Genomic DNA, 26,816 nt, shown 5'->3' with positions numbered 1-26,816 from the left:
GGCAGTTTACTGGATTATGCGAAAGACCGCAGATTCCTTGTGGGAGCGGGCTTGCTCGCGAAGGCGGGTGAACATTCAACAATGATGTCGACTGACACGCCGCTTTCGCGAGCAAGCCCGCTCCCACATTTAGATTTTGGCTGCTTCCGGATTCTGCGACAGCAACGCCGGGCCATAGCCCTCGATGAACTCCGCCGGCATGCGCTTGGGCTTGCCGGTGGACAGTTCGATGCAGACGAAGGTGGTTTGCGCACGCAACAGCGTCGAATTATCGCTGGGGCGCTTCAACTGGAAGTGACGGGTCATTTTCAGGCGCTGATCCCAATCGACGATCCAGGTCGCCAATTGCAGTTCGTCACCTTCATAGGCGGCTGCCAGGTAATCGATCTCGTGCCTCACCACCGCCATTGCCCGGTCCAGTCGACGATATTCGACCAGGTCCAGGCCAAGGCGCTGGGAGTGGCGCCAGGCACAGCGCTCGAGCCAGGTCACGTACACCGCGTTATTGGCATGCCCCAGCCCGTCGATGTCTTCGGCGCCTACTTGCAGATCAATGATAAATGGCGTTGCCCGATCCCAGCCCATGCCCCACTCCCGGTCAGATGATTTCGACCGGGGCAGTGTAACGGAAGCTCAGGCCGATTGGCGCGATTGCAGGCTGCGGCCGGCCAGTAGTGATAACACGCCATCAATCACCCGGGGATCAGCAAGTACCCGCTGATGACCGCCCTCTTCCAGGCGCAACAGGCGACTGTCGAACCAGGCTTCGTGGATCAATTGCGATTCCTTGACCGGGACGAAATCATCGTCTTCGGCATGGACGATCAGGCCGGGCATGTCGAGTTGATAGTGCGCGACATCCAGCGTCGCTGCGCGCATGCCGACGTCTTTCTCGACCTGGCGAATGAAGGCGGAGCGGGCCTTGGGTGGCAATCGCACATAACGGGCGAACCCACGCAGCACGCCAAGGATCCGTGCCGGTGCAGCAATGCTGACCAGGGTTTCGGTACGCAAGCCCAATTGCACGGCAAGCATGGCGCTGGCACCGCCCATGGAGTGACCGATGACGGCTTGCAGCGGCGGTAATTCAGCGGCGGCTTCGAGCATGGCGCGTGCAAACAACACCACATTGGCCTCGGTGCCTGGCGAGCGACCGTGTGCCGGACCATCGAGGGCAACCACGGTGTAACCGGCATCAACCAGCGCGGTGATGAGACTGGCAAATTGTGTCGGCCGGCCTTCCCAGCCGTGCATCAGCATCACCGTCGGCCCTTGCCCCCAGCGCAATGCCGAGAGGCCGAAACGCAAAGTGATTCGTTCGGATTTCGCCAGGAGCGGCAATTCCCAGTCACGCGGTGGAAAGTCCCGCGGCGTCATGAACGCCAGTCGCATTTTACTTGCGACCAGTTTTGGAGCAAACCAACCCAAGGTGCCATTAACGCCACGAACCCACTTCAACGTGCTCATCGCTCTCTCCTCAGGCTGCTGCCTTCAGGTCAACGCACCGCCGACTTGGCAGCGCGCAGCAATCGATCGGATAAATCACCTGGCCCCAGCGCCCGTGCAAGCGCCAGACCGCCCACCATCAAGGCCATGTCGGCCAATGCTTTATCGGTATCTTCAGGACTGGCCGCCAACTGCGCGACCATCAGCTCCAAATGCTCGTTCAGCGCGATCCGGAACGTCTCGGGCAAACGTCCGAGTTCTCCGATCGAGGCCGGGATCGGGCACGCAGACTCGCTGGAATCACGATGTTTGCGCGACAGATAGAACGCAGCGACCAGGGCGCGGCGCTCTTCACCGGTCAACTCGGCATCCATGTCGGCAATCAAGTCACGACGGCGACCCAGCAATTGCTTGAAGGCCTCCAGCATCATCGCGTCCTTGCTTTCGAAGTGCGCATAGAAACCGCCGACGGTCAGGCCGGCCGCGCCCATCACTTCGCCCACGCTCGGTTCGGCCGGGCCGCGCTGGATCAGCGCTGCGCTGGCGGCCTTGAGGATGCGTTCGCGGGTTTGAGCTTTTTTATCGTTCATCGTTGCCTCCGAATATTACGACTAGAATATTATTCTCATAATAATTTTCTGCAAGTCGTGGATGTGACCGCTGGTCTGAAGAACAGTTTGAGAGAAATAGGGAGATTTGGCCAAACGCCAGACAAACAAAAGGGCCATTCAATAATTGAATGACCCTTATAAAATCCCGCATAGCGGGTAATCGTGGCGTCCCCTAGGGGACTCGAACCCCTGTTACCGCCGTGAAAGGGCGGTGTCCTAGGCCACTAGACGAAGGGGACACAAACCCTTCTATACAACTGATCAGTGCTGAGAGCTGATCGATTCAAGGCCAGTGTGGCCAGACCTTGAACTGTAAATTGGTGGAGCTAAGCGGGATCGAACCGCTGACCTCCTGCATGCCATGCAGGCGCTCTCCCAGCTGAGCTATAGCCCCGGATTTTTCGCCTCTCGGCGGAGCGACATCTTGCAACATCACTTCTGTAAAACTGGCGTCCCCTAGGGGACTCGAACCCCTGTTACCGCCGTGAAAGGGCGGTGTCCTAGGCCACTAGACGAAGGGGACGCAAACCCTTCTATACAACTGATCAACGCTGAGTGTTGATCGCTTCAAGGCCGGTGTGGCCAGGCCTTGAAGTGTAAATTGGTGGAGCTAGACGGGATCGAACCGTCGACCTCTTGCATGCCATGCAAGCGCTCTCCCAGCTGAGCTATAGCCCCTCATCGTTGATGTCATCGCTGAGGACGGGGCGAATCTTAAGGGTGTATCGAAAGGCTGTCAAACTTATTTTTCAAAAAATTTAAAATTTTTTGCCGACATAACAACCACTTACCGCCCTCCCCCGAAAATCCGGGGTCTGATGGCCACTCTGCGTCCAATGTCGGCACGCACAATGGCCATCAATCCTTCATACAGCGTCTCAGGCGATCGCGCCGAGAAGCTTTTCCCACTCTTTGTTTTCTTTCTTCGACACGCCGCCCAACAGGTCAATCGCCTGGCGCAAGCGGAAACGGGTCAGGTCCGGACCGAGGATTTCCATCGCATCGAGTACCGATACCGAACTGGCTTGCCCTGTAATCGCAGCAAACATCAGTGGCATGGCATCACGCAGCTTCAGTTCCAGGGACTCGACAACGGCCTGGATCGTGGCCGTGATGCTGTCCTTCTCCCACTGACGCAGGCTTTCCAGCTTCCACAGGATCAACTGCATCAATTGACGCACCTGATCACCCGAGAGCTTCTTCGACTCGAACAGCTTGGCGTCCGGATTCACACCACCGGCAAAGAAGAACCCGGCCAGCGGCGCGACCTGGCTGAAGGTTTCAACCCGGCCCTGCACGTGCGGCGCGATTTTCATCATGTATTCGGAATTGAATGCCCACTTCTGCACGCGTGCGGCGAACTCTTCCACAGGCAGGTCGCGCAGCCATTGGCCGTTGAGCCACGACAGCTTCTCGATGTCGAAAATCGGCCCACCCAGGGAAACGCGCTTGAGGTCGAAATTGTCGACCATTTCCTGCAACGAGAACTTCTCGCGCTCGTCCGGCATCGACCAGCCCATGCGACCCAGGTAGTTGAGCATCGCTTCGGGCATGAAGCCCATGCGCTCGTAGAACGTCACCGAGGTCGGGTTCTTGCGCTTGGACAGCTTGCTCTTGTCCGGGTTACGCAGCAGCGGCATGTAGCACAGCTCCGGCTGTTCCCAACCGAAGTATTCGTACAGCAGGATCAGCTTCGGCGCCGAAGGCAGCCACTCTTCGCCACGCAATACGTGGGTGATGCCCATCAGGTGGTCATCGACCACGTTGGCCAGGAAGTACGTCGGCAAGCCGTCGGTCTTCATCAGGACTTGCATGTCCATGCGATCCCATGGAATTTCGACATCGCCACGCAGCATGTCCGGGACCACGCAGACGCCTTCGCTCGGCACCTTCATGCGGATCACGTGCGGCTCGCCAGCGGCCAGGCGACGCGCGACTTCTTCCTTGGACAGCAGCAAGGCGCGACCGTCATACCGCGGGGTTTCGCCACGGGCCATTTGTTCGGCGCGCATCTGGTCCAGCTCTTCGGCGGTGCAGAAGCATGGGAACGCATGGCCCATATCGACCAGTTGCTGGCAATACTTCTGATAAATGTCGCCACGCTCGCTTTGACGGTATGGACCGTGCGGACCGCCAACGTCCGGGCCTTCGCTCCAGTCGATGCCCAACCAGCGCAGGGCGTCGAAAATCTGCTGCTCGGATTCGCGGGTCGAACGCAACTGGTCGGTGTCTTCGATCCGCAGGATGAACTCACCGCCATGCTGCTTGGCAAAGCAGTAGTTGAACAATGCGATGTAAGCGGTGCCTACGTGGGGGTCCCCGGTAGGCGATGGCGCGATGCGAGTGCGGACGGTGGTCATGGCATGTCTCGAAAAGAATAAAAAGCAAAGATTTAACAAGAGGCGAATGGTAACAGGCGACACCCGCCCCGCTCCAGCGAACAGGGCATTTAAGCCAAGGTTGCGACTGTAATGTCCGTATGCCGTGGTGAATGACCGAATATCAGCCGATGGCATTTACCGTTTATCGGCTGTATGCCAGATTCACCTGCTGATAACTTTCCTTACATATTCTCGACTACAGTTTGCCCCATGCCTGCCCAACTCAAGCGTCGCCTGTTTCTGTTCCTGTTGATTGTCCTGCTGGTTGCCGGGGGCTTTTTTGCCCATTGGTTTTTAAAAGGACGGTTCTACGAAAGCACTGACAACGCGTATGTCCAGGGCGAGATCACCCGCGTGTCGAGCCAGTTGGGCGCACGTATCGATCAGGTGCTGGTACAGGACAACCAGCACGTCGAGAAAGGCCAGTTGCTGATCAGGCTCGAAGGCGATGATTTCCGCCTCGCCGTCGACCGTGCCAACGCCGCTCTCGCCACTCGCCAGGCCGAACGCCTGCAGGCCCAGAGCAAACTGACTCAACAAGCCAGCCTGATTGCCGCCAGCGATGCGCAGGTCGCCTCCACCCAGGCGAGCCTGGGTCGCACGCAGATTGACTTGAACCGGGCAGAGACCTTGCGCAAACCCGGCTATGTGTCGGAAGAACGGGTGACCACCCTCTCCGCCGAATCCCATATCGCCCGATCGCAACTGAGCAAAGCCCAGGCCGATGCCCAGGCTCAGCGCCAGCAAGTCAACGCGTTGGGCGCCGAGATCAAACGCCTCGACGCGCAGATCGCCAACGCCAAGGCCGATCTGGCCCAGGCCGAATTGAACCTGACCCGCAGTGAAATTCACGCCCCTATAAGTGGCTTGATCGGCCAACGCTCGGCCCGCGAAGGCCAGTACGTGCAGGCCGGCGCCTACTTGCTGTCGATCGTGCCCGATGAAGACATCTGGATTCAGGCCAACTTCAAGGAAACCCAGATCGGCCACATGCAACCCGGCCAGAAAGCCGAGCTGACCTTCGACGCCTACGGCGACACGCCGATCGAAGCGCGGGTCGACAGCCTGTTCGCCGCCTCGGGTGCACAGTTCAGCCTGCTGCCGCCGGACAATGCCACGGGCAACTTCACCAAAGTCGTACAACGAATTCCGGTCAAACTGACCTTCGCCGCCAACAATCCGCTGCGCGGCAAGATCCGGCCGGGCATGTCGGTCACTGCCACAGTGAACATCAAGGACGCCCCTGAAGTTGTCACGGCCAAGGTGAACAGCCAAGACACGCCAGACGATGGCCGGTGATCAACTGATCCGCCCGGTCGGGGAACCGACCCGGCGGGACTGGATTGCGGTGATGAGTGTGATGCTCGGCGCCTTCATGGCGGTGCTCGACATCCAGATCACCAACTCCTCGCTCAAGGATATTCAGGGCGCGCTGTCGGCGACCCTCGAAGAAGGCTCGTGGATTTCCACCTCGTACCTGGTCGCGGAGATCATCATGATCCCGCTGACCGCCTGGCTGGTGCAGCTGCTGTCGGCGCGGCGCCTGGCAGTGTGGGTGTCCCTCGGTTTTCTCGTCGCCTCGCTGCTGTGTTCCATGGCCTGGAGCCTGGAAAGCATGATCGTCTTTCGTGCGCTGCAAGGCTTCACGGGCGGCGCGCTGATTCCGCTGGCGTTCACCCTGACCCTGATCAAACTGCCCGAGCATCACCGCGCCAAAGGCATGGCGATGTTCGCCATGACCGCCACCTTCGCCCCCTCCATCGGCCCGACCCTCGGCGGCTGGCTGACCGAGAACTGGGGCTGGGAATACATTTTCTACATCAACATACCGCCCGGCCTGATCATGATCGCCGGCCTGATGTATGGCCTGGAGAAGAAAGAAGCGCATTGGGAATTGCTCAAAAGCACTGACTACATGGGCATCGTCACCCTCGGCGTCGGCCTCGGCTGCTTGCAGGTATTTCTGGAGGAAGGCCATCGCAAGGACTGGCTCGAATCGGACCTGATCGTGATGCTTGGCAGCATCGCCCTGATCAGCCTGATCACCTTTGTGATCGTGCAGTTTTCCAAACCCAATCCGCTGATCAACCTCGGCATCCTTGGTAATAGGAATTTCGGTTTATCGAGCATTTCCAGTGTCGGAATGGGGGTTGGGCTGTATGGCTCGATCTATCTGCTGCCGCTGTATCTGGCGCAGATCCAGAACTACAACGCCCTGCAGATCGGTGAAGTGATCATGTGGATGGGTGTGCCACAGCTGTTTTTGATTCCGCTGGTGCCCAAGCTGATGAAGGTTGTGTCGCCGAAATGGCTGTGCACCATTGGCTTCGGCCTGTTCGGGCTGGCGAGTTTTTCATCGGGGGTGCTGAACCCGGACTTCGCCGGGCCGCAGTTCAATCAGATCCAGATCATCCGCGCGCTGGGGCAACCGCTGATCATGGTCACCATTTCGTTGATCGCCACGGCGTACATCCTGCCCCAGGATGCGGGCTCGGCGTCGAGCCTGTTCAACATCCTGCGCAACCTCGGCGGCGCCATCGGCATCGCCCTCCTTGCCACGCTGCTGGATGCGCGCACCAAGACCTACTTTGATTATCTGCGCGAGTCCATTGTGCCGAGCAACCCGCAGGTGGCCGAGCGCCTGGCGTCATTGACCAATACGTTGGGCAATGAAACGGCGGCGCTGGGCAAGCTCAGCGAGATTGCCCACCAGCAGGCGTCGATCATGGCTTACAACGATGCCTTTCATTTTGTCGGGATTGCGCTGGGGATCAGCATGCTGGCGGTGTTGTTGACCAAAAAGCTGCCGGCGGGATTGAAGGCCGGGGAAGCGCATTGAGACCGAGTCGCTCCCTTCGCGAGCAGGCTCGCTCCCACAGGGCTCACGCGAAACCTTGTGGGAGCGAGCCTGCTCGCGAAGGGGCCCGCGCACTCAACGCACATCTCAAACCGTAATCAACCGCTCCCGCAACTTGGCAATCTCGTCACGCATCTGCGCCGCAGCCTCGAATTCCAGGTCGCGAGCCAGCTGATACATCTTCTCTTCCAGCGCCTTGATGCGCTTGGCGATCTCACCCGGGGAACGCAACTCGGCTTCGTACTTCGCATTTTCCTCGGCCGCCTTGGCCATGCCCTTGCGCTTCTTGCTGCGCGAGCCCGGCACGGTGGCGCCTTCCATGATGTCGGCAACGTCCTTGAACACCCCTTTGGGCGTGATGCCATTGGCCAGGTTGAAGGCGATCTGCTTGTCGCGTCGGCGCTCGGTTTCGCCGATCGCCCGCTCCATGGACCCGGTGATGCGATCAGCATAGAGAATCGCCCGACCGTTGAGGTTACGCGCCGCCCGGCCGATGGTCTGGATCAGCGAACGCTCGGAACGCAGGAAACCTTCCTTGTCGGCATCGAGAATCGCCACCAGCGACACTTCCGGCATGTCCAGGCCTTCGCGCAGCAGGTTGATCCCCACCAGCACATCAAAGGTGCCCAGGCGCAGATCGCGGATGATTTCCACCCGTTCGACGGTGTCGATGTCCGAGTGCAGGTAGCGCACGCGCACGCCGTGGTCAGCCAGGTAATCGGTCAAGTCTTCGGCCATGCGCTTGGTCAGCGTCGTGACCAGCACCCGCTCTTCGACCGCCACACGCTTGGTGATTTCCGAGAGCAAGTCGTCGACCTGGGTCAGAGCCGGGCGGATCTCCACCTGCGGGTCCACCAGACCGGTCGGGCGCACCACTTGTTCAACCACGCGCCCGGCGTGCTCGGCCTCATAGTTACCCGGGGTCGCCGAGACGAAGATCGTCTGCGGGCTAATGCTTTCCCATTCGTCGAAACGCATGGGCCGGTTATCCAGTGCCGACGGCAGGCGAAAACCGTATTCCACCAGCGTTTCTTTGCGCGAACGGTCGCCTTTGTACATGGCACCGACCTGCGGCACGCTGACGTGAGACTCATCGATCACCAGCAAGGCATCGGCAGGCAAATAGTCGTAAAGCGTCGGCGGTGGCGCCCCGGCTTCGCGGCCGGACAGATAGCGCGAGTAGTTTTCGATGCCGTTGCAGTAGCCCAGTTCGAGGATCATCTCCAGGTCGAAACGGGTGCGCTGCTCCAGACGCTGGGCTTCCACCAGTTTGTTGTTGGAGCGCAGGTATTCCAGACGCTCCTGCAACTCGACCTTGATCCCCTCGACGGCGCCCATCAGGGTTTCCCGCGGCGTCACGTAGTGGCTTTTCGGATAGAAAGTGAAACGCGGCAATTTACGGATCACTTCGCCGGTCAACGGATCGAAGGCCGACAGACTTTCCACTTCGTCATCGAACAACTCGATGCGGATCGCTTCGAAATCGGATTCCGCCGGGTGGATATCAATCACGTCGCCCCGCACGCGGAAAGTCGCGCGGGCGAACTCCATGTCATTGCGGGTGTATTGCAGATCGGCGAGGCGCCGCAGCAGTTCGCGCTGATCGAGCTTGTCGCCGCGATCTACGTGCAACACCATCTTCAAATAGGTTTCCGGGCTGCCCAGGCCGTAGATGCACGACACCGTGGTGACGATGATCGCGTCCTTGCGTTCGAGCAGTGCCTTGGTCGCGGACAGGCGCATCTGCTCGATGTGGTCGTTGATCGAGGCGTCTTTTTCGATGAAGGTGTCCGAGGACGGCACGTAGGCTTCGGGCTGGTAGTAGTCGTAGTAGGAAACGAAATACTCCACGGCGTTGTTCGGGAAGAATGCCTTGAACTCGCCGTACAACTGCGCAGCCAGGGTCTTGTTCGGCGCCAGCACCAGGGTCGGACGCTGCACTTGGGCGATGACGTTGGCGATGCTGAAGGTCTTGCCCGAGCCGGTCACACCGAGCAGCGTCTGGTGCGCCAGCCCGGCATCGATGCCCTCGACCATCAGGCGGATGGCTTCCGGCTGATCGCCGGCAGGCTCGAAGCGGGTGACTAGCTGAAATTCAGACATGCATACCTCTCGGTTCTCGGAGCAGGGAATCGCTCCCGCGCAGTCAAACCGGCAGGAACGGAAAAGGCCGCAAACGACACAGGTCGCCCGAGGAAAAAACTGGATTGTGCTCAATGTGGTGTCGATTGCCCGCGCTTTCAAGGCAAACGTCCTACATCCCTCAATGTCTTCGCCGCAGCCAATCGACTAACGGTCGAAAAATAATAGGAAAAACTTACCGTAAAAGCCGAATCGTCTGTCGCCATCGATCGCCGATGGCCTCTATACTAGCTCCCCGTTTGTGCACCGCTCTAGTGCATTCGGCTGGAGCGCGACACGTCCCTCCACTCTCCATTCAGAGCCGCCGCAAAAATGAGCCTGTTCTCCGCTGTCGAAATGGCACCACGCGATCCAATCCTGGGCCTCAACGAAGCATTCAACGCCGATACCCGTACCAACAAGGTCAACCTGGGAGTCGGTGTTTATTGCAACGAGGAGGGGAAAATTCCACTCCTGCGCGCCGTTGTCGAAGCCGAAACCATTCGCGCCGCTCAACACGTTTCCCGTGGCTACCTGCCAATCGACGGCATCGCCGCCTACGACCAGGCTGTGCAAAAACTGCTGTTCGGCAATGATTCGCCACTGATCGCCGCTGGTCGTGTCATCACCACCCAGGCCGTTGGCGGTACTGGCGCACTGAAAATCGGTGCCGACTTCCTCAAGCAACTGCTGCCGAACGCCGTCGTGGCGATCAGCGACCCGAGCTGGGAAAACCACCGCGCACTGTTCGAAACCGCCGGTTTCCCGGTGCAGAACTACCGTTACTACGACGCCGCTACCCACGACGTGAACCGTACCGGCATGCTGGAAGACCTGAACGCGCTGCCGAACGGCTCCATCATTGTGCTGCACGCCTGCTGCCACAACCCGACCGGCGTGGACCTGAGCCCGGCGGACTGGAAAAACGTCCTGGAAGTCGTTAAAGCCAAAGGCCACGTGCCTTTCCTCGACATGGCCTACCAGGGCTTCGGCGATGGCATCGACGAAGACGCCGCTGCCGTACGCCTGTTTGCTGAGTCGGGCCTGACTTTCTTCGCTTCCAGCTCGTTCTCCAAGTCGTTCTCGCTGTACGGCGAGCGCGTTGGCGCCCTGTCGATCGTCAGCGAATCGAAAGAAGAAAGCGCACGCGTGTTGTCGCAAGTCAAACGCGTGATCCGCACCAACTACTCCAACCCGCCGACTCACGGTGCCAGCGTTGTCGCCGCGGTGCTGAACAGCCCGGAACTGCGCGCCCAGTGGGAAGCCGAACTGGCCGAAATGCGCCTGCGCATTCGTGGCATGCGCACCCAGATGGTCGACCTGCTGGCACAGAAAGCGCCTCAGCGCGATTTCAGCTTCGTCGGTCGTCAGTGCGGCATGTTCTCCTACTCCGGCCTGAGCGTTGAACAGGTTCACCGCCTGCGCAACGAGTTCGGCATCTATGCCCTGGACACCGGACGCATCTGCGTGGCTGCGCTGAACCAGAGCAACATCAAGGTGGTGACGGATGCGATCGTTCAGGTGATCTGAACCGCGTTGTGACATGAAAACGGGAAGCCTTTGCGGGCTTCCCGTTTTTTATGTGCTCCAGAAATTTCTCAAACCGCCAACCAAGCCCTCTAAACTCTACGCAGATCAACTGTGGGAGCGAGCCTGCTCGCGAAAGCGTCAGTCCAGTTGATGACGTTTTGAATTGACTATCGCCTTCGCGAGCAGGCTCGCTCCCACATTGAATTTGCGTACACCCTGAATTTCCAAGAGAACCCACATGAAAATCGATGACCTACGCGCTGACCGCGGTGACCGTGACGACCTGGATGACTTCATCCCCCGCACCCCGGCCAAACGCGGCGGCAACAACCTGGTGATGCAAGTCGCAGCCGGCGTGTTTCTTGGCGGCCTGGCGCTGTGGCTGGTGCAACTGGGCGCCACGGCGCTTTACGCCAAACTGATGCTGGGCACGATTACCTTCGGTGGCTAGACCAGTTCAGTCGCACGCTCAGTGGCCGCATCGTCAAAGGCGACATAGAGAGATTCAGCCACCTGACTCTTGATCGCCTTGGTGCTTTCAAGACCCAGGACAAAACCTTCGGCCTTGCCGCCTGCGCGGTTCAATTGGTCCGCAGTGCTGGCCTGAGTGATCGCATCGAACAGTTTCTCGGCGTGCGGGCCGACCCCTTTGGGCAGGCTGATCTGTGCGAGGTTCTTGCGATCACCTCGGTGATTGCGGATGTGATGCTTGGGTCAATCATGGCGCGTACCTTTATCGGCGAATGGCCGGTAGCGCGTGTGACCACTTCCGGGCGGCCATGGTAGTCCTCTGGTGCAATTCTGGTAACCGCCAATGACCGATAAACCACCGCCCGTCCCATCGAATCCGTCATTTGCGATCAGATGCTTGACTTCTCTTTTTGAATCAGTAACATAGGCGCCATTCCGCGATAGCTCAGTTGGTAGAGCAAGTGACTGTTAATCACTGGGTCCCTGGTTCGAGTCCAGGTCGTGGAGCCAGACAGCAATACTGAAAGCCCCTGAATCGAAAGATTCAGGGGCTTTTTTGTGGTCGCTTGAAAAAGTAAAAAGCCGATCTGTCTATTCAACAGATCGGCCCTTTTCATTGGCAACGAGCGTCAGACATGCTCACTGCTTTTGGCATGCACAGGTCGTGGCTCGCCATGCCCGTGATCCAACTCCACCACCGGAATCTCCTTGCCGTCGCAGTCGTGCAGCTTGCCGTCGCTGAAGTAATCCCCTTCGCGCAATGCCGCCAGATCCTGATAACGCAAGACCCGCTCGGTCCCTGCCGCAAACACCGATTGCTGGTCGGAGTTGCCGGCCGTGAGGTGGTTGAAGGCCAGGTTCAGCACGATAGCCATGATGGCCGAGGAACTGATGCCCGAGTGGAAGATGGTGGCGAACCAGCTTGGGAAGTGGTCGTAGAAGTTCGGTGCGGCAATCGGGATCATGCCGAAACCGATGGAGGTGGCGACGATGATCAGGTTGACGTTGTTGCGATAGTCAACCTTGGACAGCGTACGAATGCCACTGGCGGCTACGGTACCGAACAGCACGATCCCGGCGCCGCCCAGGACGGAAGTCGGCACGGCGGCGATGACCCGCCCCATGAAGGGCAGCAGGCCGAGAATCACCAGGAACAGGCCGCCGGTGGCCACCACATAACGACTCTTGATGCCAGTCACGGCCACCAGCCCGACGTTCTGGGCGAAGGCGCTTTGGGTAAAGGAGCCGAAGATCGGTGCGATCATGCTCGACAACATGTCGGCACGCAGGCCGTTGCCCAGGCGCTTGGAGTCGACCTTGGTGTCGATGATTTCACCGACCGCCAGGATGTCCGCCGAGGTTTCCACCAGGGTCACCATCACCACGATGCACATCGACAGGATCGCGGCGAAGTGGAAGGTGGGCATGCCGAAATGGAACGGCGTGGGGAAACCGAACATCGGCCCCTGGGTCACGGACGAGAAGTCAGCCATGCCGAGGAACACCGCGATGATCGTGCCGATGACCATCGCCAGCAGGATCGACAGGCGGGAGATGGTCGCACTGCCGATCTTGCTCAAGAACAGCACCAGAACCAGCGTCACCGCCGCCAGGCCGATATTGGCCATGCTGCCAAATTCCGGGGAATGGCTGTTGCCCCCCATGGCCCAGCGCGCCGCCACCGGCATCAACGTCAGACCGATGGTGGTGATCACGATCCCCGTGACCAACGGCGGGAAGAACTTGGTGATCCGAGAGAACACCGGCGTGATCAGTAACCCGATCAGGGACGCCGCAATCACCGCCCCCAGAATCGACTGAAACCCGCCCTCACCTCCACTGCTGACAATCGCCACCATGGTCGCGACGCCAGAAAAAGACACGCCTTGAACCAGTGGTAACTGACAACCAAAAAACGGTAAGCCCAGGGTTTGCAGCAACGTGGCCAGCCCCCCCGCAAACAATGAAGCAGCAATCAACAAACCAATGTCCGCCGGCGACAGCCCGGCAGCCTGACCAATGATCAAAGGCACCGCGACGATGCCACCGTACATGGTCAGAACATGTTGCAGGCCGTAAGCCATATTCGCGCCGATCCCGAGGTTTTCGTCTTCGGGCCGTTGGTGTGAAACATGGGGCGTTTTCATGTTAGGGGGTTCCCTGGTTTTTGTTATGCGCACACTGTATGCAAGAGTCAGGACAAATGTCCATAGACTTGTATACAACTTGCCATTCAAATTATGAACGGCTGGTCATGCAGACTGTGTGCCACTGCGCATCAAACCTTGAAATACATCCTCCCGGGCCATTCTCCTCCGCCCGCTAGTCTTTTCAGCTCCTGTCGACCATCGGTCGTGGTCCTCTCCTTTCATATACATATAAAGTATGCATAATGAAGTCATTCGAAATTCAGTACCACAAGGCAAAGAACGCAGCCAACAAACTCAAGCACAAGGGCCTCAGCCTTGCCGAGACAGAACCTGTGTTTCATGACGAACGTGCCCTGACGCTTCGGGACGATCACCATGATGAACCGCGCTGGATCACCATCGGCCTGGATGGAAAAGGGCGTTTGCTAGTGGTTGCGTACACCTACCGAGAGCCGAATTTCGTTCGAGTAATTTCTGCGCGCCTCGCCAGCAAAAACGAGCGCCGCCAGTATCTGGAGGCTTGACCGATGAAAGATGAGTACGACTTCAGCCATGCCAGGCGCGGGGCAATTGCCTCCGCCAAAGGCAAGACCCGAATCACCATCATGCTCGATGATGTCGTCATCGAGGCTGCACGCGCACTGGCCGAAAGTGAGGGGTATGGCTACCAGACCGCCATCAACCACACCCTGCGCCGGGCGCTGTTGGCAGACCAGAGCAAAGTCACAGCGTCCGACACGACCGGGCACCTCAAAAGCGGGATCAAATCTTCCGAGTTGAAAAGCCTGGAGAAAAAACTGTCGGAAGCCCTCAGGGAAATCCAGCGCGTGATGGAGCCTGATGCTCGCCCCCAGACCTGACGCAAAAAGGGGCAGATTGAATCAATCTGCCCCTTTTTTGTGTGCACGATCAGGTGTTTATTGCGGCTCGATCAAGCGCCCGAGCGTACGCAGCAATGTCGCACTGGTGGGCACACGAATACCGAATTCGCTTTCCAGCAAAGCGACCAATTCCTGCACGTTGGCCACTTGCTGGCGTTCGCTGTCCTGGCCCATTCGATGGATCGCAAAACTGCCGTTGTTCAGCGTACGTCGCCACCCTTCCCCGGTCCGCGCCACCATCAACTGTCTGGCGAACGATGATTCGGGATGGGTCGAGACGTACCAGTTGCCGACGGTGTAATCGATGTCTTCCTGGCGTTGCAGGTCGAAGATGTACATCGCACGCCACTCATCCCCCACCTTGGCGCGAAGAGTGTAGCCATCGATATGTTGCTCGATGCGATAGGGCTCGTGGGGAGTGGCCTGCTCAGCCGCGCTATCGAGCAACAACGGCGCGGTGGGCACCATGCCGCCGAAGCCGACGTCGGTGATGTAGCGCACGCCGCCCAGCGTCACCAGGCTCAGGCGATGGGTACGGGCCGTCCAGGCGCCTTCAGGTTGGCCCATGACAACGCGACCACTGATGCCACGCGCATCGAATCCCAATGTTTGAAGCAAGGCCAGGAACAGATTATTGAGTTCGTAACAGTACCCGCCGCGCCCGTCGTGCAGGACCTTGCGTTCAATCGATGGCAAATCGATCAACACCGGCTCCCCCGACAGCGTTGTGAGGTTTTCAAACGGGAAAGCGCCAGTGTGACGCCATTGAAGCAGTCGCAAGGTCTCCAGGGTCGGCGCGGGGGGCGCATCAAAACCCAGCCGTTGCAGGTACAGCGCAAGGTTCGTCAGGCGTGGTTCGCTCATCGTTCAGTCCTTATGCACGGGAGGCTGCGGATCGTTCCGCCAATGGACGCTATGTATAAGGGATGAAGCGTTGTCGCCGACAATTGATTTAGCCAATCGCCCTGCAGAACAAATCAACGGCGCTTGCGCGAGTCCAGTTGAATCCAGGTCGGCGCATGATCGCTGGCATGGGGTTCGTTGCGCACCCAGGCATCGACGCCAGCGTCCTGCAAGTAAGGGCTCAGCACCGGGTTGAGCAGCAGATGGTCGATACGCAGCCCGGAGTTCTTCTGCCAGTGCTGGCGAAAATAATCCCAGAAGGTGTAGAGGCGATCCTCCGGATACAAATGTCGCAAGGAATCGGTCCATCCCTGATCCAGCAGACGCTGATAACACGCGCGACTTTCCGGTTGCAGCAACGCGTCCTTGAGCCAGGAGCGCGGGTTGTAGATGTCCAGATCGGTGGGTACCACGTTGTAGTCTCCAGCCAGGACCACGGGATGGTCGCTGCCCTGCAGCGTCTGCGCGTGGCGGATCAGCCGCTCGAACCACGCCAGTTTGTAATCGAACTTCGGTCCCGGCTGCGGGTTGCCATTGGGCAGGTACAGGCAGCCCACCAGCACCCCATGCACGGCGGCTTCCAGATACCGACTGTGAGTGTCGCTGTCATCGCCCGGCAACCCGCGTCGACTCTCCAGCGGCTGCGCATCCCGCGCCAGAATCGCCACCCCGTTCCAGGATGCCTGCCCCTGCCAGATCGCGCCGTAACCTGCCGCCTCGAGTTCGGCGGCGGGAAAGGCGCTGTCGAGCGACTTGAGCTCCTGCAAACAGGCGATATCGGGTTGTTCGCGCTCAAGCCAGGCCAGCAGGTTCGGCAACCGGGCGCGCATGCCGTTGATGTTGAAGGTCGCGATTCGCAGTTTTTTCATGGCCACCGGTCCGTTTGGCTGGGTGTCGAGGTTGTGACCGCGATGCTTTTCAGTGGTTGCGTTGGCTGACACTGGTACGGCGTAATAGACGCCGACACCCGATCCGTCTGCCGAGAAACCCCCAGATGATAGAGACCACCCTGCAAGGCAGCCGAATCAGCCTGCGCCCGCTGCAATACACCGATGCCGACGCCCTCGTGCACGCCGCGGCGGATGGTGAACTGTGGAACCTGACGGTCACCGTCGTCCCCTCATCCGGCACCGTCGACACCTACCTGAAAAAAGCTCTGGATGGCCGCGATGCCGGCACAGTGCTGCCCTTCGTCATTGTGTTGAAAGAGACTGGCGAGGTGATTGGCTCGACCCGCCTGTGGAAGATCGACCGGATCAACCGCAAGCTGGAAATTGGCAGTAGCTGGATCTCGGCTCGCTGGCAGAAAACCTTCGTCAATACCGAAGCCAAGTATCTGCTGCTGCGCCATGCGTTCGAGGCACTGGAGTGCGTGCGTGTGCAGTTCACCACCGACGAAAACAACCAGGCATCGCGCCAGGCGATCCTGCGGCTTGGGGCGCAGCAGGAAGGCATCGTGCGCCACGAACGCATCATGCCCGACGGGCGCAAGCGCAATTCGGTGCGGTTCAGCATCATTGCAGAGGAGTGGCCGCAGGTCAGGCAGAATCTGGAGCTGAAGCTGGCGGAATAACGTCCTCACAGGTGCAAGCCAATGTGTGGGAGCGAGGCTGGTCGCGAAAGCGGTGCATCATCCAGCCTGGATGTCGACTGACAGGCTCGCTCCCACAGTGTTGTTCGCCAACCTTTGCCGACAATGATGGCCACTCGTCATCCAGCCGGCACCAATCTCCCCGCCCGTCACACCAATGTCAGGTAACGACTCAATTTCTGGAGGCGGACTCTGATGAACATCAAAATCACTTCGCTGGTATTGGGCGGACTTCTCTGCGCGGCATCCCTGGTGACCTTCGCAGCATCCGGCGATGACGCTGATGCGACAGGCATCAAGTCCAGTGCAACCAGTGGCCCTGTCATGCCACCTGACAACACGCCCACCGCCCCCTCTGGCGGTAATGCCGGTGACGGTGGCGCAACCGGCTCATCACGCGGCAGTGCAGGTAGCGCCAACGGATTTGGCTCAGGCTCGGGTGCCGGTGGCGGCACCGGACCGGCGGGCGGTGGAACCGGTGGTGCCGGCGGCGGGACAGGCAGCCGATGGTAAGCAATCGTCGGCTGCTTCCGTTACCGGATAGCTACATCTGCTTGACCGGCGGCGGGTTCCACTTGCCGTTCAACGCCTCGGCCTTCGGCCCGTACAGGCGCATGGTCAGGTTGAACGGCCCTTTGGGCGCCGGCAGCCAATTGGCCTCAAGCGCCTTGCCGGGGCTTTCGTTCTGGAAATAGATGTCCAGTGAACCATCGTCATTGTTCTTGAACGGCATCCAGCTGCTCACCGCAAAGCGGTTGAGTTCGTTGCCGACCTGGAAGCCTTCAGGATCGTACAACGTGACCGACCAGAACGCGTTCACCGGCGGGGTCTGGCCCTTTGGAAAATGCAGCACGTACTTGTTCGCCCCATCGAGGGCCTTCCCGTTTTCATCGCCCAGGTTCAACGGATAAATCGCATCCTCCGGCAGGTTGGCGCCGAGCCCGACCTGAGCGACGATCGCGCGCTTGAGGTAGTAGTTGCCATAGACGCCCATGGTGTCGGTGTTCATCGACCAGCCGTTGACCACCCGCGCCAGGGTTTCCACTTTCCACTTCATCAACGCCTGGGCTTCTTCCGGCACGGTTTGCAACGCGGCTTTGATTTCAGGGGCCAGCGCTTCCATGTCGAACGGCTTGCCAGGCTCGATGCCGATTCGCTTGATCTGCGCCAGCATCGGTTGATCGGTGCTGTGGGCCGGATGCACTTTGAGCAGTTCGGCGGCATAGGCGAAGTACTTGGCCGCCGACATGGTGTCGACCTGGATCTTCGGCGGGGTTTTCATGTCCACGGCCGGATCGATCTTGACGCTGACCGGCTCCTCGCCCTTGCCCAGCCGCGACAGCGGCGTGATCGTATAACCGGCCTGGATCTTGTGCACCGCCGCGTAGTCCGCCGCGCCGTCGGTCTTGGTGCGGCCGATGACCCAGACATAAGGCGTAGGCGCCGGCAGATGATCCAGCCCGGCGGGTACCGCGCCGGTCCAGCCCGGAGGTGTCACCAGAAACTGCCCGGCGTCGGTGCCCGTTGTACGCCAACCGGGCGAGGCAAACACGTCGCTCCACATGTCGAGCATGGGCAGCAGATAGAAACGCCCGTCGGTGTCGGGCGCGGCAATCACCAGCGGCTCCTTGGTCAAGTCGAGCCAGGCGATGGAATACAAGGTGTCGAAATTGGAGCGCACCACGCCTTTGAAACTTGCGGGCGGGTACTGCGGCACGCTGACAAACATGTTCATCGGGCCTTTGCCAAATTCCTTGCCCGGCTCGATGTTGGTGAACTGCTGGCGGGTGATGTCCATGGTCAGCAGCGGGTAGAAATAAACGTAGGCGTCAACGCCGATGGCGTGAGCCTCTTCGGCTGTGAGTTTCGATTGCGCGTGACTGGCCATTGGAAAGATAGCGGAGGCTGCAACGGTGATAGCAACGGCGGTCAATACTTGGGTTATCAACATATTGGCGATCGTCCGTACGATAGGGAGACCTGCCGGACTCGGCAGAGCTAACGCAACTCTAGACGATCAAATGAACAAGTTCTGACAGGCGGACGGCCGGCTCGCCGGGGTGTTTCGCCGATGAAACAACGGCAAGCGCTTCAACGATCCGAACGCAACAGCGCCTCGACGCCCCCCTCCATCGACAACACCGCCGAGCGGTTTCGCCCCGAATGCTTGGCCTGATACAGCGCCGCGTCCGCACGCTGGACAAACACGTCCATGCTGTCACGCCCCGTCGGAATAAACGAATAGCAGCCAAGGCTGACCGTGATGTACCCCGTGGGCGAGCCTGTGTGGCTGATGTTCTTGCCCATGACACTGCGACGGATCTGTTCGGCAATGGTCATGGCACCGTGCAGGTCGGTGTCAGGCAGCAAGACCGCAAACTCTTCCCCGCCGTAGCGCACCGCCAGGTCGGCCTTGCGGTGACAGCAACCTTTCACCGCCCGTGCCACTTCGGCCAGACAGTGGTCCCCCACCACATGGCCATAGGTATCGTTGTAGCGCTTGAAGTAATCGATATCGAGCATGATCAGACTCAGCGGACTCTGCTGGCGCGCGCCGCGTCCGAACTCGATATCCAGCGCCCGCTCGAACAATCGGCGGTTGGCCAGACCGGTCAGGCTGTCATGGGTGGCGATCAACTCCAGTGCCTGCTGGGCCTGGCGCAAATCCGCCTCGACCCGTTCGCCGACGCGCACCTGACGGATGAATACCCAGCCGAACACTCCCACGACGAGCACGACCAGCGCGACGACGGCACAGGAACGAAACGCCGTGTCATACCATCCCGCCAGAATCGAATCCCTGGACGATGCCGCGGAGACGACCAGCGGGTAAGCCTCCAACTGCCGGTACCCATACAAACGGACGATGCCATCTACCACCGACGAGAACATTGCGTTGCCGGAAGGCGACTGGGGCAGGAGTGTCTGAAAGATTTCGCCCTGGGCCAATGACGTGCCGATCTGCGACTCCACAAACGGTCGGCGCGCCAGTAGCGTTCCATCGGTCAATGCCACGAACATCGAGCCGTTGTCATCGATGCTGAAGCTTTTGAAGAACTGGTCGAAGTACGACATCTTGATCCCGGCCAGTAACACACCCTCGAACTGGCCGTTTTTGTCGTTCACCCGCTTGGAAACCGGAATGATCCACTCGCCGTTTTCCCGGCTGCGAATGGCCGGGCCGATGTGCGCCACGGACGACACATTCTGCTGGTGAAACTTGAAGTACTCACGGTCCGCCACGCCGGGGCCCCGGGGCAGACTCTCGAACGAGGTCACAACCCACTGCCCCTTCTGGTCGAACAGCAGGATCCCGTGTAACTGGTCCAGCGCCTGCACGCGCCGGGCGAAGGTCTTTTGCAGGCGGGGTCTCAAGGACGGGCCGAAACCGTCGACCTGAATCCAGTCCACCAGACTGGTCAGCACCAGATCGGCCTTCATGAAGGTGTCTTCGGCCTGCTGCGCCATGGCCCGCGTCAGGTTCGACGAGGCGACCTGGGCCTGGCTCAGGTCATGACGCCGGGATTGTTCCAATTGCAGATAAAGCAAGGCGCACAGGCACAGGCACACCGTGGCGATAAACAAAACCGCAGCCTTGCGCAGCGGTATGCGGGTCAATGCAACGCCGGGGGCGTGGTACCTGTCGTGAAAGCGTGTGGGCACAAAAGCTCGTCCTTCAAGGGCAACGCATGGGCACCGGCCCAAAAACCCTTGTTTTTTTGTGCGCGCAGTCTACGGGGTTATGGGCAGTAAATGGCAACCACACATCATGTGATTGCGCCCCGCATGACCCCTCACCTGCCCATGCGTGGACTGAATAGCCTCTGATCTCGCTTGGCGCCCCTACAAGAATCGTTTTCGGTAGTCACTGGGGCTGATGCCCAGACGCCGGACAAACGCACGCCTGAACCCATCGATATTGGCGTAACCCACCTGATCGGCCAGCCGCTTGAGGGATACGTCCGCGCCTTCGATCAAGCGCCGGGCTTCGTCGATACGCGCCAGCTCGACGAACTCAGCCGGGGTGAATCCGCCTTCAGCCTTGAATACCCGGGCAAAGTTGCGTTCACTCATGCCCGAGCGCTCGGCCAGGGTCGGCACGCTCAAATCTGCCTTCAGGTTTTCCACGATGTAAGTCTGGATCTGGCGAATCACCGTGCGTTCCGCCGTTTGCGCCGCCAACTGTGCACTGAATTGCGATTGCCCGCCCGGACGCTTGAAATACATGACCATTTCCCGGGCGATGCTCAACGCCAATTCGCGACCGTGGTCTTCTTCGACCATGGCCAGTGCCAGGTCCATGCCCGCCGTGACACCCGCCGAGGTGTAGATATTGCCGTCGCGGATAAAAATGCTGTCCGGCTCGACAATGGTGTCGGGGAATTCCTTGGCCAGCAGCGCACTCGAGTTCCAGTGGGTGGTCACGTGCCGCCCCTCCAGCAACCCTGCTGACGCCAGCACAAAAGCGCCGCTGCAAACCGAGCCGATTCGTCGCACCCTGGTTGCCTGAAGGCGTATCCAGGCTTGCAGCTGCGGGCTTTGCGCCACTTCATTGACCGCAGGGCTACCCGCAATCAGCAACGTATCGATCGTGCCCTTGAATGTATCGATGGTGCCATCCAGGGCCAGACGTAAACCGCTGGTGCCCTTGATCGGCCCGGTTTCAGTACCGATCACCGAGACCTGATAGGCCCGTGGCTTGCCCAGTTGCCGGGCGGCTTCGGCAAACACATCCGCCGGACCGACGATGTCCAGCATCTGAACCCTGGGGAATGCCAGCAAGGCGATTCGCATGGTGTCTGTCCTCGCAATGTTAATGGCTGAAAACGTCGTTTCAAGACGCTTCAAGCCAAATGAATATTGGCAGAAACTACCCATGACGACTAATTCAGTCAACCGGAGACCGTCATGAACTCACTCAATATGCCTTCTGCCGTCGCCCTCGATTCCGTCTCGAAATCGACGTCGATCAAGCACCTCCCCATCAATCTGTTCGGTTCCGTGATGGGCTTGGCAGGCCTTAGCCTGGCTTGGAGGCTGGTCAGCCAGCACGCCGCTCAGGCCAGTGTTATTGCAAACGGGATTGGTCTGTTTGCCGGGCTGGTTTTCGTCCTGCTTGCCGTGGGCTATCTCACCAAATGGATCAAGCACCCCGAAGCGGTAAAAGCGGAATTCAATCACCCGGTCTCCGGTAACTTCTTCGGCGCCGTCACCATTGCCCTGTTGCTGCTGTCCGCCGTCGCAGCCCCCTACAGCGCCGTGTTGAGCCAAGCGCTCTGGATCATTGGCAGCCTGTTGACCGTGGTGTTGGGTGGCGTGGTGGTATCGCGGTTGCTGTCAGGCAATCAGGACGCGCAGCATGCCGTCCCTGCGTGGTTGATCCCTGGTGTCGCCACGCTCGACATTGCCGTGGCCGGCGCCCAAATGCCCATGGCCTGGGCTTACGAATTCAATGTCTTCGCGATTGCCGTCGGCACGGTGTTGGCGCTGATGTTCTTCACTCGGATTTTCGCGCGACTTGTTCACGAGCCAGCCATGGCCAAAGGTATGACACCTTCGCTGATGATTCTGATTGCGCCTTTTGAAGTCGGCTTCCTGGCCTATACCAACTTCTTCGGGGTGATCGATCACTTCGCCAGCCTGCTGTTCTACTTTGGTCTGTTTCTGTTCGTAGTACTGGCTTTCAAAGTGTTTCGCAAAGACGTGCCTTTCTCGCCTGCCTGGTGGGCCATCAGCTTTCCCATCGCCGCGCTGAGCAATGCCGCCTTGAAATACGCCTACTCACAGGAAAGCATTGTTCTGACAGTCGTGGCTTATCTGATTCTGGCCTTCCTGACCCTTGCATTGGCGGTACTCACCGTGAAGACATTGAAAATCCTGTTCAACGGAAAACTGCTGTCCAACTGACCCTCAAGGCACCTTCATGACTTACGGCTATTCCTGGGGCTTGTTGTTAGTGGCAGGCCTTCTGGAGATTATTTTCGCGATCGGCTTGAAATCCACCAGCGGCTTGCAGAGGCCCTGGTTATTACTCGGCACTTTGGTAGCGTTGGCAGGAAGCCTGACGTTATTGACCCTGGCGTTGCGCCAACTGCCCATTGGTACCGCCTACGCCGTCTGGACCGGCATCGGTGCCGCCGGTACGGCAGTGGTCGGCATGTACTGGCTCGGTGACACGGTTTCTTTTTGGAGGTTGGTCTGGCTGGGACTGATTGTGGTGAGTGTCGCCGGGCTGCGCTGGTCCTGAGACAACCGCTTGGGTACAAACAAAAAACGGGCGCTCCAAATGCGCCCGTTATTACCTATCCAGGTTGACCGTCAGATGAGTCTGTCGAGTTCATCCATCTCCACACGAGGGACAAGCTCCTCAGGAATTCTGGAGATATCGGACAGGTTGTAAACCTGAAAATCCTTGTTCATGACGTACTTCGACAGGATCTCGAACGACGGTACGATCCTCGTATGGAAATGCTCATCAAGCCGACAAGGAGAAACAATCCCCCCTGGCGCCTCATAGAAGCGACTCACTGCCTGATTCAAGTCGACACCCACCAGAAACACCTTGGTAAACCCCAAGTGATAGGCAAGCTGTAACGCCAGATAGGCCACCGTGCGAGCATCGAAAAAACCGCGCTTGAGATTCTTGCTGAAACCCAATGTCCGATTACGCCCATTGCCGAGCTTGCGGCTTCTGACAAGGTCTTTGTCGGTGCGGAAGAAATCGCGCCAGGACAGCTTGGGTGCCCGGCCCAGCAGATACAACTCGCCCCTGGGCCTCACCGTTGTGTGCCAGATATGATCTTCCCAGAGTCCGACCCGCTCACTGAGCTGCATGCCCTCTGAAAACAACTCGGGCTGCTGCCGGGAAAAACCCTGGTCGGTACACACATAAAAAAACGGCTTGATACCTGTCCCGATGAACTTTGTGATCGCACCATTCATGGTGATCATCGGAACATGGGCAAACTTCTCCAGCGGAAAATCCCTGGCAGACGCCCCCGAGGCAATAATGAACACCGATCCTTTTTGAATGTTGCGGCACTCATCGAGGTCATGCACATGAAGTGGACCCGCGATGCGTGACGAGTTTTTCTGCGCAACATCCATCGTCAAATTCCCTATCCATTGAGATTGATCATCTATGACCAATTTTCATTGTGATAGTTTTTAACGGATGAGCCAACCGTCTGGCTTCATCGGTCCCCAAGATTGCGACGGAGCGCAAAGGCCGCCGTAGAGCCTTCCCCTCATAAAAAAAGCGAAATACCGCCCTGGATTCGGGGGAGGCACCACCGATACCGTCGGCCGCTTACGGCTGGCTTTGTCCTGTTGACACCATCGCAGTTTCCCCCCGCGGCAACTCCAGGGCCGGCAGTTTTGACGGCAGGTTCAATTGCCGAAGTACCGGCGTGTCATAGCCATACACGTCAGGCTTGAATGTCACCCGCCCCTCTTTACTCAGATCAACGGTCCAGTAAGCCAACAGTACTGGCACCTTGACCGGAAGCCTGATGTTTGCGGTCTTGCCATTGGCCAGTTGCTTTTGAATGCCCTCGCTGTTCCAGCGCGTCGGGTCGTTGAACAACAACTCGACCAGCTGCAGCGGGTTCTCCACCCGGATGCATCCGGAACTGGTGGCGCGTATCGACTTGGCGAACAGTTCGCGATGGGGGGTGTCGTGCAGGTAAATCGCATAATCGTTGGGGAAGCGAATAACCACCTGCCCTAATGAGTTCTCTGGCCCGGCATCCTGGCGCAACGTGATACCGCGCGCGTTGTACCAGTCGATTGTCGACGGATCGAGCACGTTGCCTTCCCGATCAAGGGCTCTGATCCGGTTGGCGGCCAGGTAATCCGGGTTCTGTTGAATCTTGGGCAGCATATCCTTGACCAGGATCGTCGGCGGCACCGTCCAGGTGGGGTTGAAGGTGACGTAGGTGATCTCCGACTGAAACACCGGCGTGCTGCGAAACGGCTTGCCCACCTGTACCCGGGAACGCCAGATCGGCTGGCCGTCGCGATACAGCGCGACCTTGTACCCGGCGATATCGACAACGACAAAGGTGCCCTGAAGTTTGTACAGCAGCCAGCGCGCCCGCTCCATGTTCACCCGGACCTGATCGATCCGTGCTTCGACGGGCACATTCAGTGCCGCAAGCGTCGCTGCCCCGGCTACGCCGTCCGCGCCCAGGTACTGCTCGACCTGATACTTCTTCACCGCCGCGATGACTTTGTCGTCGTAATCGTTTCGCTTGCCTTTTTGCGGCTCCAGATAACCACCGGCGACCAGACGGGCACGCAACTGTGCGACTGCGGCACCGTCCATCCCCGGCTTGAGCGACTGCCCTTCGGCCACCTTCGGCCAACCGCCGGCATCCCGAACCTGACGCAATTGCGCCAGGGCCACGCGCATGCTGCGATAAACCGCTTCTTGCGGCGGCGCTTGAGCGAACGCGCGTGCCACGTCGTGATCGTCGAGGGCGGCAAAGAAACTGTTCACATCCTCGCGGGGATCCACCCCCTCCGGGTCGAAGTTCCAGTGAAAGTCCAGACGGGACGGGTCAACCTTGCCACGGCGCAATTGCAACAGCGCCGTGATGTAGGTGCGGGTCAGCCCGATATCGAATGCCGCCGATTGTGCAGGCGTCGGCGCGGTGGCCTGCATCGCCAGTTGCGCCTCGGCCAATTCGGCCGTCCGGTAATCGGCGGGGTTCAAGCCATCGATTGCAGTCTCACCCAGGCTTTTGAGCAATTGGGTGACGTCCCGCCCATTCGTCCAGGCGGCGCGGTAGTTGCGATGAGAATAGAAATCCAGCACCACGCGGTTGATATCCGCGCGCTGATGCTTGCGTGACGTGAGCAACGGCGGGAACGCGGATTGCAGCGGTTCCAGCATGGCCTGGATCGCTTGGCCCACGACGTCGTCGGGCGCTGCGGACACCACACTGGTTTGCGGAGATACCTGCACGATCGGAGAAGTTTCACCCAACGCAGTGCCGCTGATCAGAAAGACCATAAAAAAAGCACGGCTTATGACGAATAACCTTGTTAATTGCACCATGGATAATCCTTAATCTCCCGCAAATCAAAAAGCTAGCGTTCCACTCGCTGCTAGACTCGACATATTCCTGATGAGATTTACATATGGCGCTACATCGCTTTGGCTTTCTACTCACAGCGCTGCTGTTGACGTCGGCCTTCATCCCCACAGCCTACGCCGATTCGCTTGAAGTCGCGCTGGCCAAAGCCGCTCCAAATGCCAATGCCAAGGTCATTGCCCTGGCGGTCCGCGCCACCCAGTGCACCCGCGCCCAAGGTGCAGCGCCGGCACAGAGACTAGCAGTGATCGATTACTCATTGCCTTCAACCGAACAACGGCTGTGGGTGTTCGATCTGAAAAAACGCAAATTGCTCTTCCAGGAACTCGTCGCCCATGGCCGTAACAGCGGCGAAAACATGGCCACCCAGTTCTCCAACCAGAACGAAAGCTTCGCCACCAGCCTCGGCCTGTTCCGCACCCAGGAAAGCTATCGCGGCCAGAACGGCTACTCCTTGCGCATGGAAGGCCTGGAGCCCGGCTTCAACGATAACGCCTTTGATCGCGCAATCGTCATTCACGGCGCACCGTACGTCAGTCCGGTACTGGCACGCGCCAACGGCCGCATCGGCAGAAGCCTCGGTTGCCCGGCTGTCCGACCCGCCATTGCGCGCCGGTTGATCGACTCGATGAAGGACGGGCAGTTGCTGTTTTCCTACTATCCGGATCAGCGCTGGTTGAAGTCCTCCTCCTACATCAATTGTGGGAGCGGTACCGTGGCGTCGTCGGACAAGACCACCAAACGCCAGTAATCAGCGCTCTACCTGTCAAAACTGT

General features: G+C 59.1%; 25 protein-coding genes and 5 tRNA genes. 12 read left to right on the top strand and 18 right to left on the bottom strand.

Features of this window, described 5'->3' with window-relative positions:
* Positions 1 to 129 precede the first annotated feature (129 nt).
* The 8 genes from HNQ83_RS07435 to gltX form a co-directional block, all read right to left on the bottom strand.
* Positions 130 to 585, bottom strand: a complete 456-nt coding sequence (locus HNQ83_RS07435; RefSeq protein WP_096512566.1) for a thioesterase family protein — start codon at positions 583 to 585, stop codon at positions 130 to 132.
* Between the two features lie 48 nt (positions 586 to 633).
* Complete coding sequence (locus tag HNQ83_RS07430) at positions 634 to 1,467, bottom strand: alpha/beta fold hydrolase (RefSeq protein ID WP_175388345.1); 834 nt, start codon at positions 1,465 to 1,467, stop codon at positions 634 to 636.
* 29 nt (positions 1,468 to 1,496) lie between these two features.
* On the bottom strand, positions 1,497 to 2,036 hold the full coding sequence (locus tag HNQ83_RS07425) for a TetR/AcrR family transcriptional regulator (protein ID WP_096512568.1): 540 nt from the start codon (positions 2,034 to 2,036) through the stop codon (positions 1,497 to 1,499).
* Positions 2,037 to 2,220: 184 nt separating this feature from the next.
* Positions 2,221 to 2,296, bottom strand: a tRNA-Glu gene (locus HNQ83_RS07420).
* Positions 2,297 to 2,375: 79 nt separating this feature from the next.
* A tRNA-Ala gene (locus HNQ83_RS07415) sits at positions 2,376 to 2,451 on the bottom strand.
* Between the two features lie 53 nt (positions 2,452 to 2,504).
* Positions 2,505 to 2,580 (bottom strand) — tRNA-Glu (locus tag HNQ83_RS07410).
* A 79-nt stretch (positions 2,581 to 2,659) separates the two neighbouring features.
* Positions 2,660 to 2,735, bottom strand: a tRNA-Ala gene (locus HNQ83_RS07405).
* Positions 2,736 to 2,935: 200 nt separating this feature from the next.
* Positions 2,936 to 4,417, bottom strand: coding sequence for a glutamate--tRNA ligase (gene gltX / locus HNQ83_RS07400; RefSeq protein WP_007956429.1), 1,482 nt, complete (start codon positions 4,415 to 4,417; stop codon positions 2,936 to 2,938).
* 231 nt (positions 4,418 to 4,648) lie between these two features.
* Between gltX and HNQ83_RS07395 the strand changes: the two genes are divergently transcribed.
* Both HNQ83_RS07395 and HNQ83_RS07390 read left to right on the top strand, forming a co-directional pair.
* Entirely contained in the window at positions 4,649 to 5,737 is a 1,089-nt protein-coding gene (locus HNQ83_RS07395; RefSeq protein ID WP_175388344.1) for an HlyD family secretion protein, read from the top strand.
* Between the two features lie 49 nt (positions 5,738 to 5,786).
* Positions 5,787 to 7,277, top strand: a complete 1,491-nt coding sequence (locus tag HNQ83_RS07390) for a DHA2 family efflux MFS transporter permease subunit (RefSeq protein WP_175388372.1) — start codon at positions 5,787 to 5,789, stop codon at positions 7,275 to 7,277.
* Between the two features lie 105 nt (positions 7,278 to 7,382).
* Here the strand turns inward: HNQ83_RS07390 and uvrB are convergent, their stop codons facing one another.
* On the bottom strand, positions 7,383 to 9,398 hold the full coding sequence (gene uvrB / locus HNQ83_RS07385; RefSeq protein WP_175388343.1) for an excinuclease ABC subunit UvrB: 2,016 nt from the start codon (positions 9,396 to 9,398) through the stop codon (positions 7,383 to 7,385).
* A gap of 351 nt (positions 9,399 to 9,749) precedes the next feature.
* Between uvrB and HNQ83_RS07380 the strand changes: the two genes are divergently transcribed.
* Positions 9,750 to 10,946, top strand: coding sequence for an amino acid aminotransferase (locus HNQ83_RS07380; RefSeq protein ID WP_175388342.1), 1,197 nt, complete (start codon positions 9,750 to 9,752; stop codon positions 10,944 to 10,946).
* Positions 10,947 to 11,184: 238 nt separating this feature from the next.
* Positions 11,185 to 11,397, top strand: a complete 213-nt coding sequence (locus HNQ83_RS07375) for a hypothetical protein (protein WP_175388341.1) — start codon at positions 11,185 to 11,187, stop codon at positions 11,395 to 11,397.
* Here the strand turns inward: HNQ83_RS07375 and HNQ83_RS07370 are convergent.
* Positions 11,394 to 11,648, bottom strand: coding sequence for a hypothetical protein (locus HNQ83_RS07370; RefSeq protein ID WP_175388371.1), 255 nt, complete (start codon positions 11,646 to 11,648; stop codon positions 11,394 to 11,396). The genes HNQ83_RS07375 and HNQ83_RS07370 overlap by 4 nt on opposite strands.
* 203 nt (positions 11,649 to 11,851) lie before the next feature.
* Here HNQ83_RS07370 and HNQ83_RS07365 point away from each other — a divergent pair.
* Positions 11,852 to 11,927: transfer RNA gene (locus tag HNQ83_RS07365), tRNA-Asn, on the top strand.
* Positions 11,928 to 12,046: 119 nt separating this feature from the next.
* Here HNQ83_RS07365 and HNQ83_RS07360 read toward each other — a convergent pair.
* Positions 12,047 to 13,564 carry a nucleobase:cation symporter-2 family protein gene (locus tag HNQ83_RS07360; protein WP_175388340.1) on the bottom strand — a complete coding sequence of 506 codons (1,518 nt, stop codon included), beginning with the start codon at positions 13,562 to 13,564 and terminating at the stop codon, positions 12,047 to 12,049.
* 245 nt (positions 13,565 to 13,809) lie between these two features.
* On the opposite strand from HNQ83_RS07360, the gene HNQ83_RS07355 reads away from it, so the two are divergent.
* Entirely contained in the window at positions 13,810 to 14,091 is a 282-nt protein-coding gene (locus tag HNQ83_RS07355; protein WP_175388339.1) for a BrnT family toxin, read from the top strand.
* Between the two features lie 3 nt (positions 14,092 to 14,094).
* Positions 14,095 to 14,427 carry a BrnA antitoxin family protein gene (locus HNQ83_RS07350; protein WP_175388338.1) on the top strand — a complete coding sequence of 111 codons (333 nt, stop codon included), beginning with the start codon at positions 14,095 to 14,097 and terminating at the stop codon, positions 14,425 to 14,427.
* A gap of 57 nt (positions 14,428 to 14,484) precedes the next feature.
* Here HNQ83_RS07350 and HNQ83_RS07345 read toward each other — a convergent pair whose 3' ends face one another.
* Positions 14,485 to 15,312, bottom strand: a complete 828-nt coding sequence (locus HNQ83_RS07345; RefSeq protein WP_175388337.1) for an arylamine N-acetyltransferase — start codon at positions 15,310 to 15,312, stop codon at positions 14,485 to 14,487.
* A gap of 113 nt (positions 15,313 to 15,425) precedes the next feature.
* Positions 15,426 to 16,220 (bottom strand): exodeoxyribonuclease III, encoded by a 795-nt coding sequence (locus HNQ83_RS07340; protein ID WP_175388336.1) that lies wholly within the window; start codon positions 16,218 to 16,220, stop codon positions 15,426 to 15,428.
* Between the two features lie 128 nt (positions 16,221 to 16,348).
* Here HNQ83_RS07340 and HNQ83_RS07335 point away from each other — a divergent pair, with 128 nt between their 5' ends.
* Entirely contained in the window at positions 16,349 to 16,924 is a 576-nt protein-coding gene (locus tag HNQ83_RS07335; RefSeq protein WP_175388370.1) for a GNAT family N-acetyltransferase, read from the top strand.
* Positions 16,925 to 17,134: 210 nt separating this feature from the next.
* On the top strand, positions 17,135 to 17,455 hold the full coding sequence (locus tag HNQ83_RS07330; RefSeq protein WP_175388369.1) for a hypothetical protein: 321 nt from the start codon (positions 17,135 to 17,137) through the stop codon (positions 17,453 to 17,455).
* A gap of 31 nt (positions 17,456 to 17,486) precedes the next feature.
* Here HNQ83_RS07330 and HNQ83_RS07325 read toward each other — a convergent pair whose 3' ends face one another.
* From HNQ83_RS07325 to HNQ83_RS07315, 3 genes are all read right to left on the bottom strand, one after another.
* Positions 17,487 to 18,893, bottom strand: a complete 1,407-nt coding sequence (locus HNQ83_RS07325) for a DUF1254 domain-containing protein (protein ID WP_175388335.1) — start codon at positions 18,891 to 18,893, stop codon at positions 17,487 to 17,489.
* A 140-nt stretch (positions 18,894 to 19,033) separates the two neighbouring features.
* Entirely contained in the window at positions 19,034 to 20,605 is a 1,572-nt protein-coding gene (locus HNQ83_RS07320; RefSeq protein WP_175388334.1) for a diguanylate cyclase, read from the bottom strand.
* A gap of 180 nt (positions 20,606 to 20,785) precedes the next feature.
* Entirely contained in the window at positions 20,786 to 21,736 is a 951-nt protein-coding gene (locus HNQ83_RS07315; RefSeq protein ID WP_175388333.1) for a GlxA family transcriptional regulator, read from the bottom strand.
* Between the two features lie 114 nt (positions 21,737 to 21,850).
* Between HNQ83_RS07315 and HNQ83_RS07310 the strand changes: the two genes are divergently transcribed.
* A complete protein-coding gene (locus HNQ83_RS07310) occupies positions 21,851 to 22,849 on the top strand; it encodes an SLAC1 anion channel family protein (RefSeq protein WP_175388332.1) in 999 nt (332 codons plus the stop codon).
* Positions 22,850 to 22,865: 16 nt separating this feature from the next.
* A complete protein-coding gene (locus tag HNQ83_RS07305; RefSeq protein WP_175388331.1) occupies positions 22,866 to 23,189 on the top strand; it encodes a multidrug efflux SMR transporter in 324 nt (107 codons plus the stop codon).
* Between the two features lie 71 nt (positions 23,190 to 23,260).
* Here HNQ83_RS07305 and HNQ83_RS07300 read toward each other — a convergent pair whose 3' ends face one another.
* Both HNQ83_RS07300 and HNQ83_RS07295 read right to left on the bottom strand, forming a co-directional pair.
* On the bottom strand, positions 23,261 to 24,049 hold the full coding sequence (locus HNQ83_RS07300; protein ID WP_175388330.1) for a lipopolysaccharide biosynthesis protein: 789 nt from the start codon (positions 24,047 to 24,049) through the stop codon (positions 23,261 to 23,263).
* 202 nt (positions 24,050 to 24,251) lie between these two features.
* Positions 24,252 to 26,003 (bottom strand): murein L,D-transpeptidase, encoded by a 1,752-nt coding sequence (locus tag HNQ83_RS07295; RefSeq protein WP_175388329.1) that lies wholly within the window; start codon positions 26,001 to 26,003, stop codon positions 24,252 to 24,254.
* A gap of 83 nt (positions 26,004 to 26,086) precedes the next feature.
* On the opposite strand from HNQ83_RS07295, the gene HNQ83_RS07290 reads away from it, so the two are divergent.
* Complete coding sequence (locus tag HNQ83_RS07290; protein WP_175388328.1) at positions 26,087 to 26,791, top strand: murein L,D-transpeptidase catalytic domain family protein; 705 nt, start codon at positions 26,087 to 26,089, stop codon at positions 26,789 to 26,791.
* The last annotated feature ends 25 nt before the right edge of the window (positions 26,792 to 26,816 follow it).

Source organism: Pseudomonas sp. C2B4, from assembly GCF_013359695.1.
In the GTDB taxonomy this organism is placed as follows: domain Bacteria; phylum Pseudomonadota; class Gammaproteobacteria; order Pseudomonadales; family Pseudomonadaceae; genus Aquipseudomonas.
Note: the sequence above shows the minus strand (reverse complement) of the source record. Positions and strands in the feature narration are given on the sequence as shown.